The following is a 15,869-nucleotide window of genomic DNA, read 5'->3' as shown; positions in this document are numbered from 1 at the left end:
TGATGGTTTCGTTAGCTTTTATCAGGTTACTTCTTAAAAGATACTAAACAGCTTCTAAGTATCTGGGATCTGATGTCCTATTCGCTTTGGTCAGTGAAAGAAACGCCCACCGCCTGTAGACTACTTCCCAACTTTGCATTATTGCGATTTTAACGAAGTTGTTAAATACTATGTTTAACTCACGATTTTTGATTTCACTGGGGTGCAGGATGTAAACATTGCCGATGCTTGGATAGATGGCAACTGCCTGAGCCTATTAGCTTAAATGATCTACAATAGTCATTTAAGTTCATGGTTTTTAGGGATGATCTCCTATTTTAAATGCGATATACTTATATTGTAAAATATTCCTTACCTTTGTAAGGGTGATCCTGATGTATTTGTATTTGAAGTGTATTCCCCACAACTGTGGGGGTGTATTTTCCTAAAGCCCAGGAAGCCTTAATTAGCTAACCGCAAGTTTGTTAAGTACATAAAAATAAAGAATTAATGGATTGGACTTTCGAAAACGCATTTTCTGAAATTTTTGTTTATTAACAAATACTAAAACGATGTATTTGTATTTGCAAAAAGTGTGCTATACTATATTTGACCAAAGAATTGAAAAGCATATTGTCAAGTGAGGGGATCGAGATCGATAATGTTATCTAAAAATGTAACCGCTTTATGGGCCAAGAAAAATTTCGAACATGATGAGCAACTTTGGCTGCCTTTGGTGATACATCTGACGGATGCGAAGAATACCATTAACTGGTTGTACAATCATTGGCTCAGTGACAGCCAAAGGCAGTTATTGAAATATACGTCGTCTGATGAGATTGATGAAAGATCTGACGAGGATGTGCAAAAACTAGTCAAGTTTCTTGGATTTACCCACGACATTGGTAAGGCAACTCCTGCATTTCAAAAAAAGCGTTCTTATATCCGTGACGATTATTTAGATGATCAATTGATAGAAAAATTAATCAGAAGTGGTTTTTCAGAACTGGATGAAAGCGATTTGTCTTCTGCACGGGCATCTCCGCACGCGATTGCTGGTGAGGCAATTCTCGAACATTATGGTGTGCCAAACTCAGTTGGGGCGATCATCGGCGGACATCACGGCTTGCCAGCTCAGGAGGCTCTTCGAAAGCAAATTGTTACCTATACGGCCAATTATTATTTGAGTGACACCGATGCAGAAATTCAAAAAATCTGGAAACAGACTCAAAAAGAACTTTTTGATTATGGCTTGAAACTATCTGGATATCAGTCTGTGGAAGAAGTCCCGATGGTTACCCAGCCACAAGCAGTTATTTTAGAAGGCTTGCTAATTATGGCTGACTGGCTAGCGTCAAGTGAGTATCTGACCAATGATGAAGATGCGGAATTATTTCCGTTAATACCGTTAAGTGAATCGAGTGAGGACGTTGATACCGTCAGTCGTTTTCAAAACGCAATTAATAATTGGAACTCTAATGGGGAGTGGGTTCCCCAGAAGGTTTTGACAACCGATGATCCTTATAAGACACGCTGGGGATTTAATGCCCGGCCAGTTCAAGCTACGATAACGAAAGCAATTTCGAAAACCCGTGATCCTGGAATGGTGATCGTGGAAGCGCCCACAGGCTTAGGAAAAACTGAAATTGCGCTCGTTGCTGCCGAACAACTTGCTTATATTGATGGCGAAGACGGTGTCTTTATGGGGTTACCGACCCAGTCAACGACCAACGCGATGTTTGATCGAGTTAATGATTGGCTGGAGAAACTTGCGAAATCTCAAGATGAGAACTTCTCAATCAAGTTAATGCATGGGAAAGCCCAATTTAACAAACATTACCAGAACTTGACCAATGCAGCCAATATTGATGACGCTGACCCCAAAAATTTAGGCGCGGTGACGGTCAATTCCTGGTTCAGTGGAAAGAAATCAATATTAACCAAGTTTACAGTTGGGACAATTGATAATTTGCTGTTAATGGCTCTTAAGCAGAAGCATTTATTTTTAAGACATTTAGGGCTCAGTGGTAAAGTTGTCATTATTGACGAAGTCCATGCCTATGATGCGTATATGAACCAATACTTATATCGAGCTATTAATTGGCTGGGTGCGTACCACGTGCCGATTGTCATACTGTCAGCAACTTTGCCAAAAGAAAAAAGAAATGCGCTCATTACCTCGTATTTAAAAGGTAGGTACGGTAAACGGTCTCCGAAAGGATTTGAGGCGCCAGCCAATTGGCAGGACACTGAAGCATATCCGCTGTTGAGCGTTTTGGATGGCAAGAAATTAAAACAAGTGACAGAGTTCACCGGCCATAGTGACCAGACACCATTTGCACTGCAAGTTAACAAAACTAATCTGGATGATGAGGAGTTGATTCGAACCGTTGTAAATAAAATTACTGATGGTGGGATTGCGGGCATTATCGTCAATACTGTTAAGCGGGCACAGGCACTTGCTAAACTTGTCCCCAAAAACATTGACTTTATGCTCCTCCATTCAAGCTTTTTGGCTCCCACCAGAGAGAGCCAGGAAGAAAAGCTTCAACAAGCCATTGGAAAAAATGGTCAAAGGCCCTCTAAGATGATTGTCATTGGGACTCAAGTCTTGGAGCAATCACTTGATATCGATTTTGATGTTCTTTATACCGATATTGCCCCGATGGATTTAATCCTTCAGCGTGCCGGCCGACTGCATCGTCATCATATTGCCAGGCCAAAAGAGCTCCAAATGCCTCAGTTGTTTGTGATGGGGATTAGTGGACCCGGTGAATATGGGGATGCTAATGAAGCCGTTTATCAAAAATATTTACTCATGAAAACCGATCATTTTCTGGGTAAGACAATTGCAATTCCTGGTGATATTTCAGTGTTGGTTCAAAAAGTTTACGATCAAGGAAATGATGCTGAAATAACGGCTGACGAGATGCCAGAGCTCGATAAGGAAAGAGAAGTGTTTAATGACAATCTTAAAAAGGAGCGTGATAAAGCGCAAGCATTTCAAGTAGGGGCACCGCGATACCGAAAGCATACGATTCATGGCTGGTTAGATCGAACCAAGCCAAATATTGATACTGATGAGCAGCGTGCAAATGCTACCGTTCGTGATATTAAAGAAACACTTGAAGTCATTTTGTTGCAACACACGAGTGAGGGGGACTTTTTAGTGACAGATACTCAGTCAGATCAGCCTAAGTCAATTCAAAATATTCCTTCTCAGGAGATCGCTCAGCAAGTTATTAGAATCCCTTCCCCGGTCACACCAGATATTGACCGGGCAATTAAGCACCTGGAAACATTGACCAGTAAATATTATCCGGATTGGCAGGACGATGTTTGGTTAAAAGGAGCACTGGTACTCCCACTAGACAAGAATTTATCAGCCGATTTAGGTGACTGGCATTTGAACTATTCTTCCCGATTTGGCTTAAGTTATTCAAAGGAGGACGACAATGGAAAAGAAACACTTTAATTTAACAACTGATTCTTGGATTAAAGTCATTGACAGACAGACCAATCAAGAACAACTGGTTTCCCTAATTGAATTATTCGAGAATGCTCAAAATTATCGAGCGCTGTCTGGAGAAATGCGTTCCCAAGATTTGGCGATCTTACGTTTTCTCCTCGCAATTTTGACCACCGTTTATTCACGATTTGATGCAGACGATGAACCGTATGATTGGTTGACCGTTGATGAAGATTCGATGCGAGATACTGGTGAAGTCGATCGGGACGATCAGGAAAACATTGAGGAGGACTTATTTGATACGTGGAAGCAGTTATCCAATAATGGCCACTTTACTCAAATGGTGATCACGTACTTAGAACGATATGCAGATCGGTTTGACTTATTTGGTGAACAGCCATTCTACCAAGTTACTGAGGATGACTATAACCACTTTGTGCCGAAAAAGAAGCAAATTGCTGGTGCCGAAGGGCCGGGAACGGTGGCAATTAAGCAAATTAACCGGCAGATTTCGGAAAGCGGCAACACGCCATCATTATTTTCGCCTAAATCTGATGAATTTAAAAACGATATTAAATTGGATGAACTTGCCCGGTGGCTGATTACCTATCAAAATTTTACGGGTGTTACTGATAAAACGAAGATTGAGATGCCCGATAAATTTTCAACTGCTTCTGGCTGGCTTTACAAGCTTGGCCCGGTATTTGCGGATGGTGATACCCTTTTTCAAACATTAATGTTGAATTTGGTTTTGGTTGAGAAAGATCAATCATATAATCCCCCAAAGCCAGTATGGGAACAAGCTGTTCCTCAGTATGTCGAAGATCGTAAGAAGCAGAACCGACCAGATAATTTGGCGGAATTATACACCACGTGGAGCCGACTACTTCATATTAATTGGGATGATCAAGGCAACCCAACGATCTTTAGTGCTGGACTGCCAATGTTTGAGAGCGATGATGCCTTTATCGAACCAATGACGGTTTGGCGATTTGATAAAAAGACCGATCATTATAGACCTGCTGTTAAGGGGTTGAGATCACTAGGAACGGCAATGTGGCGGAACTTCGGACAGTATGTCCAAGTTGAAGAAGCCAATGATAAGCATGAACCGGAAATTGTTAAATGGTTACGAGTGCTTAAAGATAAAGGGCTGATTCCACAAAGCACCTTGTTAACCCTAGCTTCCGTTGCCCTCATTAGTGATGGCAACGCGACTTCCCAGTCTCCAGTTGCCGAAGTCTACGACGATATGCATATTAATGCGGACGTTCTTTTTGATGAGAATCCAGACAAAGCACAGCGTTGGCCAGTCCGGATCGAAGACATGATCGAGTTAACCCAGAAAGTGGGAAGTGATTACTGGCGGTTTGCGGCGAATATTGCGCACATTCGTAATCTTGATTATCGTCCATTTGCCAACAAAATGAGTGCGGCCTTTTATGATGGGCTAAATGGCCCGTTTAATAACTGGTTGCGAAGCTTGACGAACGAAGAAGACCGGGACAAGAAGAGTAATGAATGGAAAAAAGAGCTCAAAAGCTACGTCTTGAAAGCTGCCAATGAGGTTGTTCAATCGAGCTCACCACGAGACATGGCCGGCTTTATTGATGTTAATGGCGTGGTCGATAAAAGCAAGGGCCTGGTTAATATCTTTACCGTCAACAACCGGCTACGGTATCAGGTTCAAGCAGATTTGAAATCATAGAAAGGGTGTGAACCAATGGAATCAACGAGAAAGATTGCGACTGAAATGACAAAAAGTACGGCCGGAATAATTAAAGAACTCTATGGTCATGGGAATTTAAATAAAGCCGTTCTGGCAGGTGTTCGAAGTGCCTCAACAATCGCAAGCCCGAGAGCACAAAAAGTGTGGCCATTTATCATCGAACGACTTGTCAAAATTGAACAGGATATGGAATTAAAACATGAAAAATTATTAAGCGCGGACGGGAAGCCCACAAAAGCTGAAATTTCAATGTATACAGCCATTCGCCTCTATGCAATTCATCAGCAGGGCCGAGAACCTTTTGCGTCTGGAGCCTCATACAAGGCCGAATCAGCGGATGGCCTCACCTTATTTGCAGCCCTTGCTAATTTGCGTCGAGATGAGACGACTCGGGCAGCCCTAGATCGCCGGGTACAGGCACTTTTGGGGACAACCAACGTGAATAGCGTCATTAACTCAATTACCCATTTAGTTGAAATTTTAAAAGCTAGCACGCCAAATCAAAAAATTGATTATCCTAGGTTGGCTAGTGATTTGTATTTGTTCCAGACAGGGTTTCGGCAGGCAAATCAAGTCCGCTTAGCTTGGGGCCAACAGTACTATCGGTTTATCAAACAAACAGTAACAGCTGAAGGAGAAAAAACTAATGACTAATAATGTATATATCGATCTAAATGTCTTGCAAACAGTGCCTTCGTCAAATATCAATCGAGATGACACGGGCGCACCTAAAACGGCTCTTTATGGTGGCGTTACCCGGTCGCGGGTTTCTTCACAGAGTTGGAAACGGGCGATGCGGGTATCCTTTAAACAATCAGGCGTTGATACCGGTACGAGAACCAAGGAAGCTGCTAAATTACTGGCCAACAAGTTGATGTCTCTGGATTCTTCCTTAGATGAAAAGGCTGCCCTGGATAAGACAAGTGAAGTTTTTAAGGCTGCCAGTATCAAACTTGATAAGAATAATGAAACGGGTGCGTTATTATTAGTCAGTCCCGGCCAGATTGAAAAGTTAGCTCAATATGTCATCGATCATGACGAACTTGATAAAAAAGAAGTCAAAAAGGTGTTAAAAACGGACAATTCTCTTGATTTGGCACTTTTTGGCCGAATGGTAGCTGACAATCCTGAACTAAACGTGGAAGGTTCCGCCCAGGTTGCCCACGCCATTTCAACGCACGAAGTTGTTCCAGAATTCGATTACTACACAGCCTTGGATGATTTGCAGTCTGAAGATACAACTGGTGCGGCAATGCTGGGAACAATTGAGTTTAATTCCTCAACACTCTATCGGTATGCTAATTTAAACGTCAATGAATTAGCTCACAACCTTGGTTCCTCGGACGCGATTAAGGGTGCAACGGATTTCATCAAAGCATTTTTACTATCAATGCCAACTGGCAAACAAAATACTTTTGCCAACAAAACGTTACCAAACTATGTGATGGTTACCATTCGACCAGATACACCAGTCAATCTGGTTTCAGCATTTGAAGCGCCAGTTAATTCGAAGAACGGCTACGTTCAATCATCGATTAACAAGCTTGAAGCTGAATATTCAGCAACCCTTAGCTTTGTTGCGAAACCTTCGTTAACTGTTGTGTTGGCTAATCATCAATATGAGTCAAAACAATCTGATCAGGTTGACAACTTAGCTGATCTTTTGAATGAAGTCACCACGGAATTAACAAAGGTGGTCCAGGATGAAAACACTAACAATTAAATTGACTTCCCCACTACAATCATATGGCAATGAGGCAACGTTTTCTCGACGAACAAGTGGCGGTTATCCATCAAAGAGTGCAGTTATTGGGATGATTTCTGCCGCACTCGGATATCAGCGAGACGATCCGCGAATCCCGGCGTTAAATGATTTGGCTTTTGCTGTTCGCGTGGACCAGCCAGGAAAGGCATTGAGTGATTTTCAGACGGTTGAATGGAAAAAGGGTACCAGAAAGATTACGTACCGGGATTACATTCAAGATGCTGTGTTCATGGCCGCGCTCGGCAGTGAAGATGAGCAGTTGATTGAACAAATTGAAACTGCCTTGAAGCACCCGAAATTTCAGTTGTTTTTGGGACGCCGCTCAAACGTGCCTGCTGGTGTTTTACAGACAGCCACATTCTCAGATCGCGATCCGATTGCTGTTTTGAAAAAGATGCCTTGGCAAGCGTCCCATTGGTACCAGTGGCGCAAGCGTCGAAATGAATTTGTCAAAGACGTTGCAATCATTGCGGACGCAAATTTATTGCCTGATAACCGCAGCAAAATGGTCAAAGATCGCGTTGAATCCTTTGACCAGCGGAATCGGCGCCATGGCTATCGAGCGGTTGCAACTGATTACGTGGATTTGCAAAATCCATGTTTTGAAAACAAACAAGCAGAGATCGATAATTCCGTAGAAACCAAACACGACATCTTCGGCTTTCTCTAGAAAGGAGTATGTATGTATTTATCAAGAGTAGAAATTGACGTCAATAATCGTCAAAAAACAAAAGATCTTACGCATCTCGGCGCCTTTCACAACTGGGTTGAACAAAGCTTTCCAGCTGAGGTAAAGGCGGGCAAACGACGGCGCCATTTATGGCGAATTGATCCACTTAACGGTAAGCAATATTTGCTTGTTCTCAGTGAAGCAGCGCCAGATTTAACCCAACTCGCGACCTATGGCGTAGCTGGGACGGCAGTTACCAAATCATATGATCCCTTTCTGGCAAGCATTCAAGAAGGGCAAGTGATGCAGTTCCGATTAACGGCTAATCCCACATATGCAATCAAACAACCAGGGAAGAAGCAGCCCCGGATTGTCCCACATGTTACGATTGCCCAACAACGGCAATGGCTTGTGGGGAAAGCCGAAAAATCTGGCTTTCAGTTAATTGAAAAAGAGCCGGTGAATAACAACGAAGCTGCGGATAACCGAGCGTTTGACGTGATTAGTCGAGATTGGCCGGTTCTCCGCAGAAAGCCCGATCAAGGTGGTCGAGGCGGTCGATTGAGTCGGGTCACATTTGAAGGTTTCTTGCGAGTGGCCGATGTTACCACCTTTAAGCAAGCCCTGATCAATGGAATCGGTCGTGAAAAGGCATTTGGAATGGGTTTGATGACGGTTATTCCTCGAGGCTAAATCATGACAAAAAAATTTGGAGCAAAAAAGGCGGAACTATCAGAATTGAGTCGAATCCGAGATAGGGTCACCTTTCTTTATCTGGAGCATGCGAAACTAAATCGCCAAGATAGTGCAATTTTGGTGACGCACAATCGAGGAACGGTATTTGTGCCCGTCGCGATTGTGAGTGTCCTGCTATTAGGCCCGGGGGTTGATGCCTCTCATCGGGCAATGGAACTAATTGGCGATGCAGGGATGGGCGTCGTCTGGGTTGGCGAGCAAGGCGTTCGTCAGTATGCCCATGGCCGCCCGTTGAATCATTCTTCTCGGCTGCTGGAAGCTCAGGCTAGGCTGGTTTCGAATACGCGAACCCGGGTGGCCGTCGCCCGGAAGATGTATCAGATGAGATTTCCCGGTGAAGATGTTTCTGATTTGTCGATGCAGGAACTGCGGGGAAAAGAGGGCAGTCGCGTTCGCCAAGTGTACCGAAACGAGTCTCAGAAGACGAATGTCCCTTGGTCTCGGCGAGCTTATAATCCCGACAATTTCGATGCAGGAACACCGATTAATAAAGCCCTCACGGCAGCTCATCAAGCATTATATGGATTGAGTTACAGTGTGATTTGTGCGTTGGGCGCCTCTGCTGGGTTGGGCTTTGTCCATACTGGTCACGATTTATCCTTTGTGTATGATTTCGCGGATTTATACAAAGCAGAGATTTCGATTCCAGTTGCCTTTAGGGTGACTGCTAAGTATGGCGATGACAAAGATATTGGCACCAAAACCCGGCTGGCGATGCGAGATGCTTTTAAGGATGGTAAATTACTGGTCCGGATGGTGACTGATTTAAAGTCAATTTTGGGAGTCACCGAAACAAATATCAGTGCCGGTATCATTAATCTGTGGGATGACAAGCTTGGTCTGCAGAAGTTTGGCGTTCAATACCATGAATTTGAAGAGGATGATGGCTGATGATTGTCGTGACACTAACCAAAGTGCCTCAATCTTTACGGGGAGATTTGACCAAGTGGTATCAAGAGGTCCAAACGGGCGTGTACGTTGGCAATGTGAGTGCCCGGATCCGAGATTTGCTATGGGATCGAATTAACCGAAATATTGGTAGTGGAGAGGCCACAATGGTCTATAACGCCAATAATGAATTGGGCTACCAGATTAAAACGACTCGTAAGCAGTACCAAGTCGTGGATTTTGATGGGATTCCATTGATGATGCGACTCAAGGTTGCTCCTGGAGTGCCAAAGCATGGTTTTAGTAATGCGGCGAAATTTCATCGGGCTAAAGTCATGATGAATAAACGCAAATCCAATAAACCCAATCAGGCAAATCGTCAATTCGTTGCAATTGATCTTGAGACAACTGGTTTGAATGCCACGAAGGACAAAATTATCTCGATTGGTGCGATTAAAAGAACTAAGAATGGTGAATACGACCAATTCGATCAATTGATTCAGATTGACTGTGAAGTTCCAAAGAAAATAACAGAATTGACTGATATTTCTTCAGAACTATTAGCAACCGATGGGGTTGACTTAAGCTTGGCTTTGCAAGAACTCAAGAATTTCGTTGGCAGTTCAACAGTCGTCGGATATAATTTGCGGTTTGACCAGGAGTTTCTTTCGGAAGCCTTTCATCAAACTAATCAATCTGATTTAACCAATAAGATGCTGGATATAATGCCGGTGGTAAAAAAATCAAATCAGTTTCTTGATAATTATCGACTGAATACCGTTTTAAAGGCATATCAAATTGATAATTCAACGCCACATCATGCATTGGCGGATGCAAAGGCAACATTAGACCTAGCAATCAAACTCATTGAAAAGGGCCATTTGCAAATTTGAGAATGCCGTCATAGCAGGGATCCTTTAGTGTATTTCCCACGTGTGTGGGGGTGATCCTGTCGTCAGTTTGTTGGACAATGTTTATTTTTAGTATTTCCCACGTGTGTGGGGGTGATCCTTACTCGCGCCGAGTTTGACAAACGAACTGCTGGTATTCCCCACGTGTGTGGGGGTGATCCTATATCGTCCGTCCCGCTATCTGCATTCCAATTGTATTCCCCACGTGTGTGGGGGTGATCCTAATTGAATCGGTAGTGCCATCAACGGTTGCCAGTATTCCCCACGTGTGTGGGGGTGATCCCGACGTCATCGCCTGGGATGTGACTTCTATGTTGTATTCCCCACGTGTGTGGGGGTGATCCTTGGTCGCGATTGCTCCACATCCACTGGGATGAGTATTCCCCACGTGTGTGGGGGTGATCCTGCTAACCGCATTTTCAGCAATTTCAAACATCTGTATTCCCCACGTGTGTGGGGGTGATCCCGGTGGTCTTTGATAGCGAAAAGATGGCAGATGGTATTCCCCACGTGTGTGGGGGTGATCCTCTGGGTGACGATGTGGCAAACAAAGCCATTGAGTATTCCCCACGTGTGTGGGGGTGATCCTATCCACCTCTAAACGTCTTAAAGCGAGCTGTGGTATTCCCCACGTGTGTGGGGGTGATCCTACCACATTAAGAAACGGCAAAGCTCCTGAGTGGTATTCCCCACGTGTGTGGGGGTGATCCCGTGCCGCACACAGGGATGCTCTGTTTAGCAAGAGTATTCCCCACGTGTGTGGGGGTGATCCTGCAAAAAGCTATTTAAGAGAGTATCACGATTGGTATTCCCCACGTGTGTGGGGGTGATCCTGATATAATTAGTTTTGTTGGGAACTATTTTTAGTATTCCCCACGCGTGTGGGGGTGATCCCTTAACTGGCACACCAAAACAAGTAGCATGGGCGTATTCCCCACGTATGTGGGGGGTGATCCCTTGTCCAAAATTAAAGGCTGCTTATTCGCATCATATTCCCCACGTATGTGTAGGGGTGATCCCTTTTCGCGACGCCAGTTAAGGCATAATTCGTTGTATTCCCCACGTATGTGGGGATGATCCCCCATATAGCAAAGGAATTCGGAGGGCATTTGTGTATTCCCCACGTATGTAGGGGTGATCCTCATGAATGCACATGCGGCCAAGATTATTTACGGTATTCCCCATATATGTGGATATAGTAATGAAAGGAATGCCGATACCCAATAAGGTAGTATAGAGTAACAAATGTCAAAGAAGGATTGAGTTTCAGCCAAGCTCATGAAACAAGTTGAAAGCAATATTCTTAAGGTATAACATAACGTTAACAATTATTTTTTGGAGGCATTTTTATGACGACCATCGGTTTTTGTTCACCGTCGACACCTATTACTGCAATCTCACCGATTCGTTTTAAACGAGCGCAGAAATTTTTGACCAGTAAAGGGATCCAATTGATTGCCGGCAATTTAACGACTAAAAGAGACGCTTATCGGTCTGGTTCAATTCGGCAAAGAGCTGACGAGGTTAACGAATTAATTCGTAACAATTGTGTCGATATCATTATGACTACGATCGGTGGGACCAATACCAATTCAATTTTGCCTTACATAGACTATGATTATCTAAATGACCATCCCAAGACGTTCGTTGGTTATTCCGATGCGACAGCATTGCTACTCGCAGTCCAAACGCAGGCTCCCAATTGTCGGGTACTGTATGGGCCAGCGTTAGTTGCAGGCTTTGGTGAATGGTCACCGTTTGTGGATGAAACTTGGACACGTTTCTATCAAATCATCACCGCCAATAAAGACGATGAAGTTGTGATTGATGCCCCGCAGTTTTGGGATGACGAGGCTTTGAACTGGAATACCTTTGAAAGGCCTAAACAACAGCGGCCTAATCAGTGGCAATATATTGGGTCACCAGTTCTCTCTGGGAGAATTATTGGTGGTAATTTAAACACGATATATGGAATCCTGGCTTCCCGCTATTTTCCTCAACTTAGCAAAAATGACTTACTGTTTATCGAAGATGCGGAAAAGGATGCTTCAACGGTGGAGAAAAATTTTGCCATGTTAAAAGTGGCGGGAGTGTTTGATCGCGTTAAAGGCATTATCTTGGGTAAGCATGCGTTGTTTGACCCCGAGGGTAGTACGCGAAAACCAATTGATATTTTGGAAGAAGTTTTAGACGGCCAAGATATGCCAGTCATTTACGATTATGATAGTTGCCACACCGTGCCGATGATCACAACTCCATTAGGTGCCCAAGCTGTGATTAACGCCATCAATGGGACAGCGACCTTCACCGATTTTTAATTGAATAAACTCACCAACCGACCACAATACCTGATATAATTTATTGATTAGGGTCAATATGAGGTTCAGTGACCATTTAAAAACGGCTATAATATAACCAAGAATTCTTCAATTAGAAAGTGTGTACTGTTACTATGAACAAGAAAATCATGTCCGGATCCTTCTGGCTGTCATTTGGCAGTATCTTTTCACGGGTGTTGGGAATTGTGTATTTGATTCCCTGGCTGTATATGATTGGGTCACCTGAACACAAGAGCGTTGCAATGGCGCTGTTCAATGCTTCGTATAACCCGTATGGCCTGTTTATCGCCTTGGGGACCGCAGGATTTCCGTCCGCGATTGCCCGCCGGGTGGCCATTTATAATGGTGAAAATAAGTTCTTGGATTCCAAGCAGTTGGCGAAGGTCGGTTCCTTTGTGATGCTGATGTCGGGGCTCCTTTGTGGGGCTATTTTATGGATTATTGCGCCCATTATTGCAAAAAATAGTCCAGTCGTATCCACTAGCAGCGCGGTAACTTCTATTCGCGTATTAGTTCCGGCGATTGTCATTCTGCCATCCATGAGCAGTGTCAGAGGGTGGTTCCAAGGAAACCAGGATTTGAAACCATATGGGGTGTCTCAACTTTGGGAACAGTTCATTCGAATTGTTTTTATTTTGGTATCCACATACGTTGTCATTTATGTCCTTCATCGAAGCTACATTGAAGCCGTTTATTTAAGCGTGATGGCGGCTTTCGTTGGGGCGGTTGCCAGCTATCTATACCTGGGACTTTACTATAAGAAGCAGTCGGCTAACTATGCTCAGATGGCGGCTAAGAGTAAGCCCTATGATCTATCAAGCATTCAAAGTATCTTTAAGATGATTGCTTATGAGTCAATTCCATTTGTCATCGTTGGGTCGGGGATTACGCTGAGTCAATTAATCGATCAACTGTTTTTTAAGCAAGTAATGGAAGGCGTTCAGCACTATTCGGCGGTTTATACCCAGTACATTTATACCCTGTTTTCCGCTAATCCAACGAAGATCACCACAGTGGTTGTTTCACTGGCATTAGCAGTGGCTGAGACGACGCTACCGTTATTAGCACATAGTTTGGCCGCTCACGATCCGGATATTGGTAAGTTAATCTTCCAAAATATCAATATGTTGTTATTCACGTTATTGCCGATCGTTGCCGTTTTAGGCGGTTTATCCTATGAAATTAATGGGATCTTCTTTAGCTTTAGCACGCTTGGCGGCGATTATCTATTTTGGAATATCATTCAAAGCCTGATTCTTGGCCTCGCAATCAATGGCCTCACGCTGCTTCAGGCACTTCACTATAGTAAAAAGGCAATGTATTATTTGTTTGTAGGACTCATTGCGAAGCTCTTGTTCCAACCACCATTGGTTGTTTTGATGCAAGGCTTTGGAGCGATTCTGTCGACAGCAATCGGCTTTGGATTTGTCATTTTACTGAGCTATGGTGAAGTTCGTCGTGAATTTCATGTGCCATTTGGCAAGTTAAGAGTAACGGTTCTGGTTAACATTGTTTTCTTTGCGATCGTTATTGGGTTAGCGATGGGGATTCACCAACTGTACGTTCCGGCTGGGTTAGTCATGGCGTTTATTTTCTGTTGTGTCTTTGGCCTGGTCACCCTGTTGATTTACCTGTTTATGGCAAATCACACTGGTCTGTCGGGGATTATCTTTGATCGCAAAATTGGTTACAAATATTTCAGATATAAACATTTCCAGTAAAGCAGTCGATTGATGGACTGCTTTTTTATTTTTAGGAACGGCATTTTAAACACGAATATTTCATATATTATGCGTGACAGGGCAATATTTTATTGATTTCTTGCAGTAGGATAAAACTGATTGATTTTGACTTTATTTTATCAAACTGGAGATCTTTGCTTTGAAAACTTTAACCGCCGCTCAATCTAAAAAGGCCGTTGGCATTGCTGTCCTTTCCGCACTCCTATACGCACTGTACCCACCAATTGCTAAAGTTGTGCTGCATAACTGTCCGCCAATTACGCTGTCAGCGTTGTTGTACATCGGAACCGGCGTGGGCATGGCAATCATTCTGCCATTCGTGTACTGGCTATTACCCGACATGAAAAAGGAAGCCTCGTTGGCCAAAACTGATATCCCAACTTTAATCGCGGTGGTTGTGGTTAACATCCTGGCAGGAATCTTAATGAATATCGGAATTGAATTATCGACGGCGGCCAGCGCGTCGTTATTAGGAAATTTCGAAGTTGTCGCGACAACGATTCTCGCATTTTTGTTCTTCCATGAAAAAAGTGGGACGCCAACTTTGGCTTGGGGTGGGGTTGGTATTTATCGCCAGCTGTGTCTTGAGCACTGATGTCAGCCATCTAACCATTAACTGGGGATCAATTCTCGTTATTCTAGCCACCTTCTGCTGGGGCCTGGAAAATAATTTTACCCGGGTTCTGTCTGACAAAAATCCCATTCAAATTGTGATTGTGAAGGGGATGGGAGTCGGACTTGGGACGCTGATTGTTGCCTTGGTTGACCAAGAAAATTGGCCGGTTCTGCCGATCATTGGAATTGCATTGTTACTGGGGTTCCTCTCTTTTGGTGTCAGTATCTTCTTTTACATTTTAGCTCAGCGATACATTGGGGCTGCCCGAACCAGCGCGTATTATGCCCTGTCGCCATTTTTATCAACGTTTATTGCCATCATGTTCTTACGAGAAAGCGTGACATTCCAATTGGTATTGGCAACGTTGATGATGATTGCCGGCAGTTATGTGGTTGTCCGAGAAACCTTTAGTCATGCAGAATAGTTAAAAAATGGCCCAAAAAGCAATTCCATCCATATAAGCCAACTAGCCAGACATTATCCAGTTAGTTGGCTTATATGTTCAGAGAACAATCACTTTTTGGGTCATATTTTATTAATAGAATATTGGTTTTTCTTTTATCGCCATCATTACTAGCGTGACAGTTAAAGGATCATGATCTAATGGGACCCTGTTACCCAGCCATGGTCATTGACGTATAAAAAGGATCTGGTTTCGTAAGTGATTGGATTCTCGAGGGTCATGGCTTTGGTCACTTGATAGCTGCCAGTTGCATCGAGATTGCCAACTTTGGTGAGGATGACGCTGTCGCCATTGATGGCGGCGGCATACAAAGGCGTCGGTTGATCGCCAAGCTGATAGGGCTTGGCTTCAAATGCCTGCCGTTTTTTTAAAACGAACTCCTGGCTGTTTGATTGAGTGAACCATTTAGTGACGTCAAAACCTGGGGAACCAATGATGTTACTGCCAAAGACATTTCCACCTGAACTCATCGCAGTGCCCTCCCTTAACCAATTTTCTTAAAAGAATCACTTTAAGTGTATCGGTTAGTGGGTGTAAGTCAA

At 43.6% G+C, this 15,869-nt stretch carries 13 protein-coding genes and 1 CRISPR repeat array; of the genes, 12 read left to right on the top strand and 1 reads right to left on the bottom strand.

The features are described from left to right. Positions 1-640: 640 nt before the first annotated feature. The 12 genes from FD12_RS07080 to FD12_RS07025 all read left to right on the top strand — a co-directional run bounded on the left by FD12_RS07080 (position 641) and on the right by FD12_RS07025 (position 15,288). Complete coding sequence (locus FD12_RS07080; RefSeq protein WP_056982344.1) at positions 641-3,454, top strand: CRISPR-associated helicase/endonuclease Cas3; 2,814 nt, start codon at positions 641-643, stop codon at positions 3,452-3,454. Further along, the gene (locus FD12_RS07075; RefSeq protein WP_056982342.1) at positions 3,435-5,156 is read left to right on the top strand and encodes a type I-E CRISPR-associated protein Cse1/CasA; all 1,722 of its coding nucleotides are present in this window, start codon (positions 3,435-3,437) and stop codon (positions 5,154-5,156) included. Before FD12_RS07080 ends, FD12_RS07075 begins: the two co-directional genes overlap by 20 nt. 15 nt (positions 5,157-5,171) lie before the next feature. Then, positions 5,172-5,831: a type I-E CRISPR-associated protein Cse2/CasB gene (gene casB / locus FD12_RS07070; RefSeq protein WP_082622201.1), complete on the top strand. Its 660-nt coding sequence runs from the start codon at positions 5,172-5,174 to the stop codon at positions 5,829-5,831. Then, complete coding sequence (cas7e, locus tag FD12_RS07065) at positions 5,824-6,900, top strand: type I-E CRISPR-associated protein Cas7/Cse4/CasC (RefSeq protein WP_054749032.1); 1,077 nt, start codon at positions 5,824-5,826, stop codon at positions 6,898-6,900. The genes casB and cas7e overlap by 8 nt, the downstream gene beginning before the upstream one ends. Next, positions 6,881-7,612: a type I-E CRISPR-associated protein Cas5/CasD gene (cas5e, locus tag FD12_RS07060; protein WP_054749033.1), complete on the top strand. Its 732-nt coding sequence runs from the start codon at positions 6,881-6,883 to the stop codon at positions 7,610-7,612. Before cas7e ends, cas5e begins: the two co-directional genes overlap by 20 nt. A gap of 12 nt (positions 7,613-7,624) precedes the next feature. Next, positions 7,625-8,305, top strand: coding sequence for a type I-E CRISPR-associated protein Cas6/Cse3/CasE (cas6e, locus tag FD12_RS07055; protein WP_056982340.1), 681 nt, complete (start codon positions 7,625-7,627; stop codon positions 8,303-8,305). A 3-nt stretch (positions 8,306-8,308) separates the two neighbouring features. Further along, positions 8,309-9,259: a type I-E CRISPR-associated endonuclease Cas1e gene (gene cas1e, locus FD12_RS07050; RefSeq protein ID WP_054749034.1), complete on the top strand. Its 951-nt coding sequence runs from the start codon at positions 8,309-8,311 to the stop codon at positions 9,257-9,259. Beyond that, positions 9,259-10,149, top strand: coding sequence for a type I-E CRISPR-associated endoribonuclease Cas2e (cas2e, locus tag FD12_RS07045; protein ID WP_056982338.1), 891 nt, complete (start codon positions 9,259-9,261; stop codon positions 10,147-10,149). The genes cas1e and cas2e overlap by 1 nt, the downstream gene beginning before the upstream one ends. 29 nt (positions 10,150-10,178) lie before the next feature. Continuing rightward, positions 10,179-11,061: a CRISPR direct-repeat array (repeat unit 28 nt; unit sequence GTATTCCCCACGTGTGTGGGGGTGATCC). 455 nt (positions 11,062-11,516) lie between these two features. Then, the gene (locus FD12_RS07040) at positions 11,517-12,485 is read left to right on the top strand and encodes a S66 family peptidase (protein WP_054748897.1); all 969 of its coding nucleotides are present in this window, start codon (positions 11,517-11,519) and stop codon (positions 12,483-12,485) included. Between the two features lie 134 nt (positions 12,486-12,619). Then, entirely contained in the window at positions 12,620-14,227 is a 1,608-nt protein-coding gene (locus FD12_RS07035; RefSeq protein ID WP_056982337.1) for a putative polysaccharide biosynthesis protein, read from the top strand. Positions 14,228-14,387: 160 nt separating this feature from the next. Then, a complete protein-coding gene (locus FD12_RS07030; RefSeq protein WP_056982335.1) occupies positions 14,388-14,843 on the top strand; it encodes a DMT family transporter in 456 nt (151 codons plus the stop codon). Then, entirely contained in the window at positions 14,809-15,288 is a 480-nt protein-coding gene (locus tag FD12_RS07025; RefSeq protein WP_162258725.1) for a DMT family transporter, read from the top strand. The genes FD12_RS07030 and FD12_RS07025 overlap by 35 nt, the downstream gene beginning before the upstream one ends. Before the next feature lie 176 nt (positions 15,289-15,464). On the opposite strand, the gene FD12_RS07020 is transcribed toward FD12_RS07025, so the two are convergent. Further along, entirely contained in the window at positions 15,465-15,797 is a 333-nt protein-coding gene (locus FD12_RS07020) for a hypothetical protein (RefSeq protein ID WP_056982331.1), read from the bottom strand. Positions 15,798-15,869: the final 72 nt, after the last annotated feature.

Source organism: Lentilactobacillus rapi DSM 19907 = JCM 15042 (assembly GCF_001436255.1).
GTDB classification, from domain to species: Bacteria; Bacillota; Bacilli; order Lactobacillales; family Lactobacillaceae; genus Lentilactobacillus; species Lentilactobacillus rapi.
Note: the sequence above shows the minus strand (reverse complement) of the source record. Positions and strands in the feature narration are given on the sequence as shown.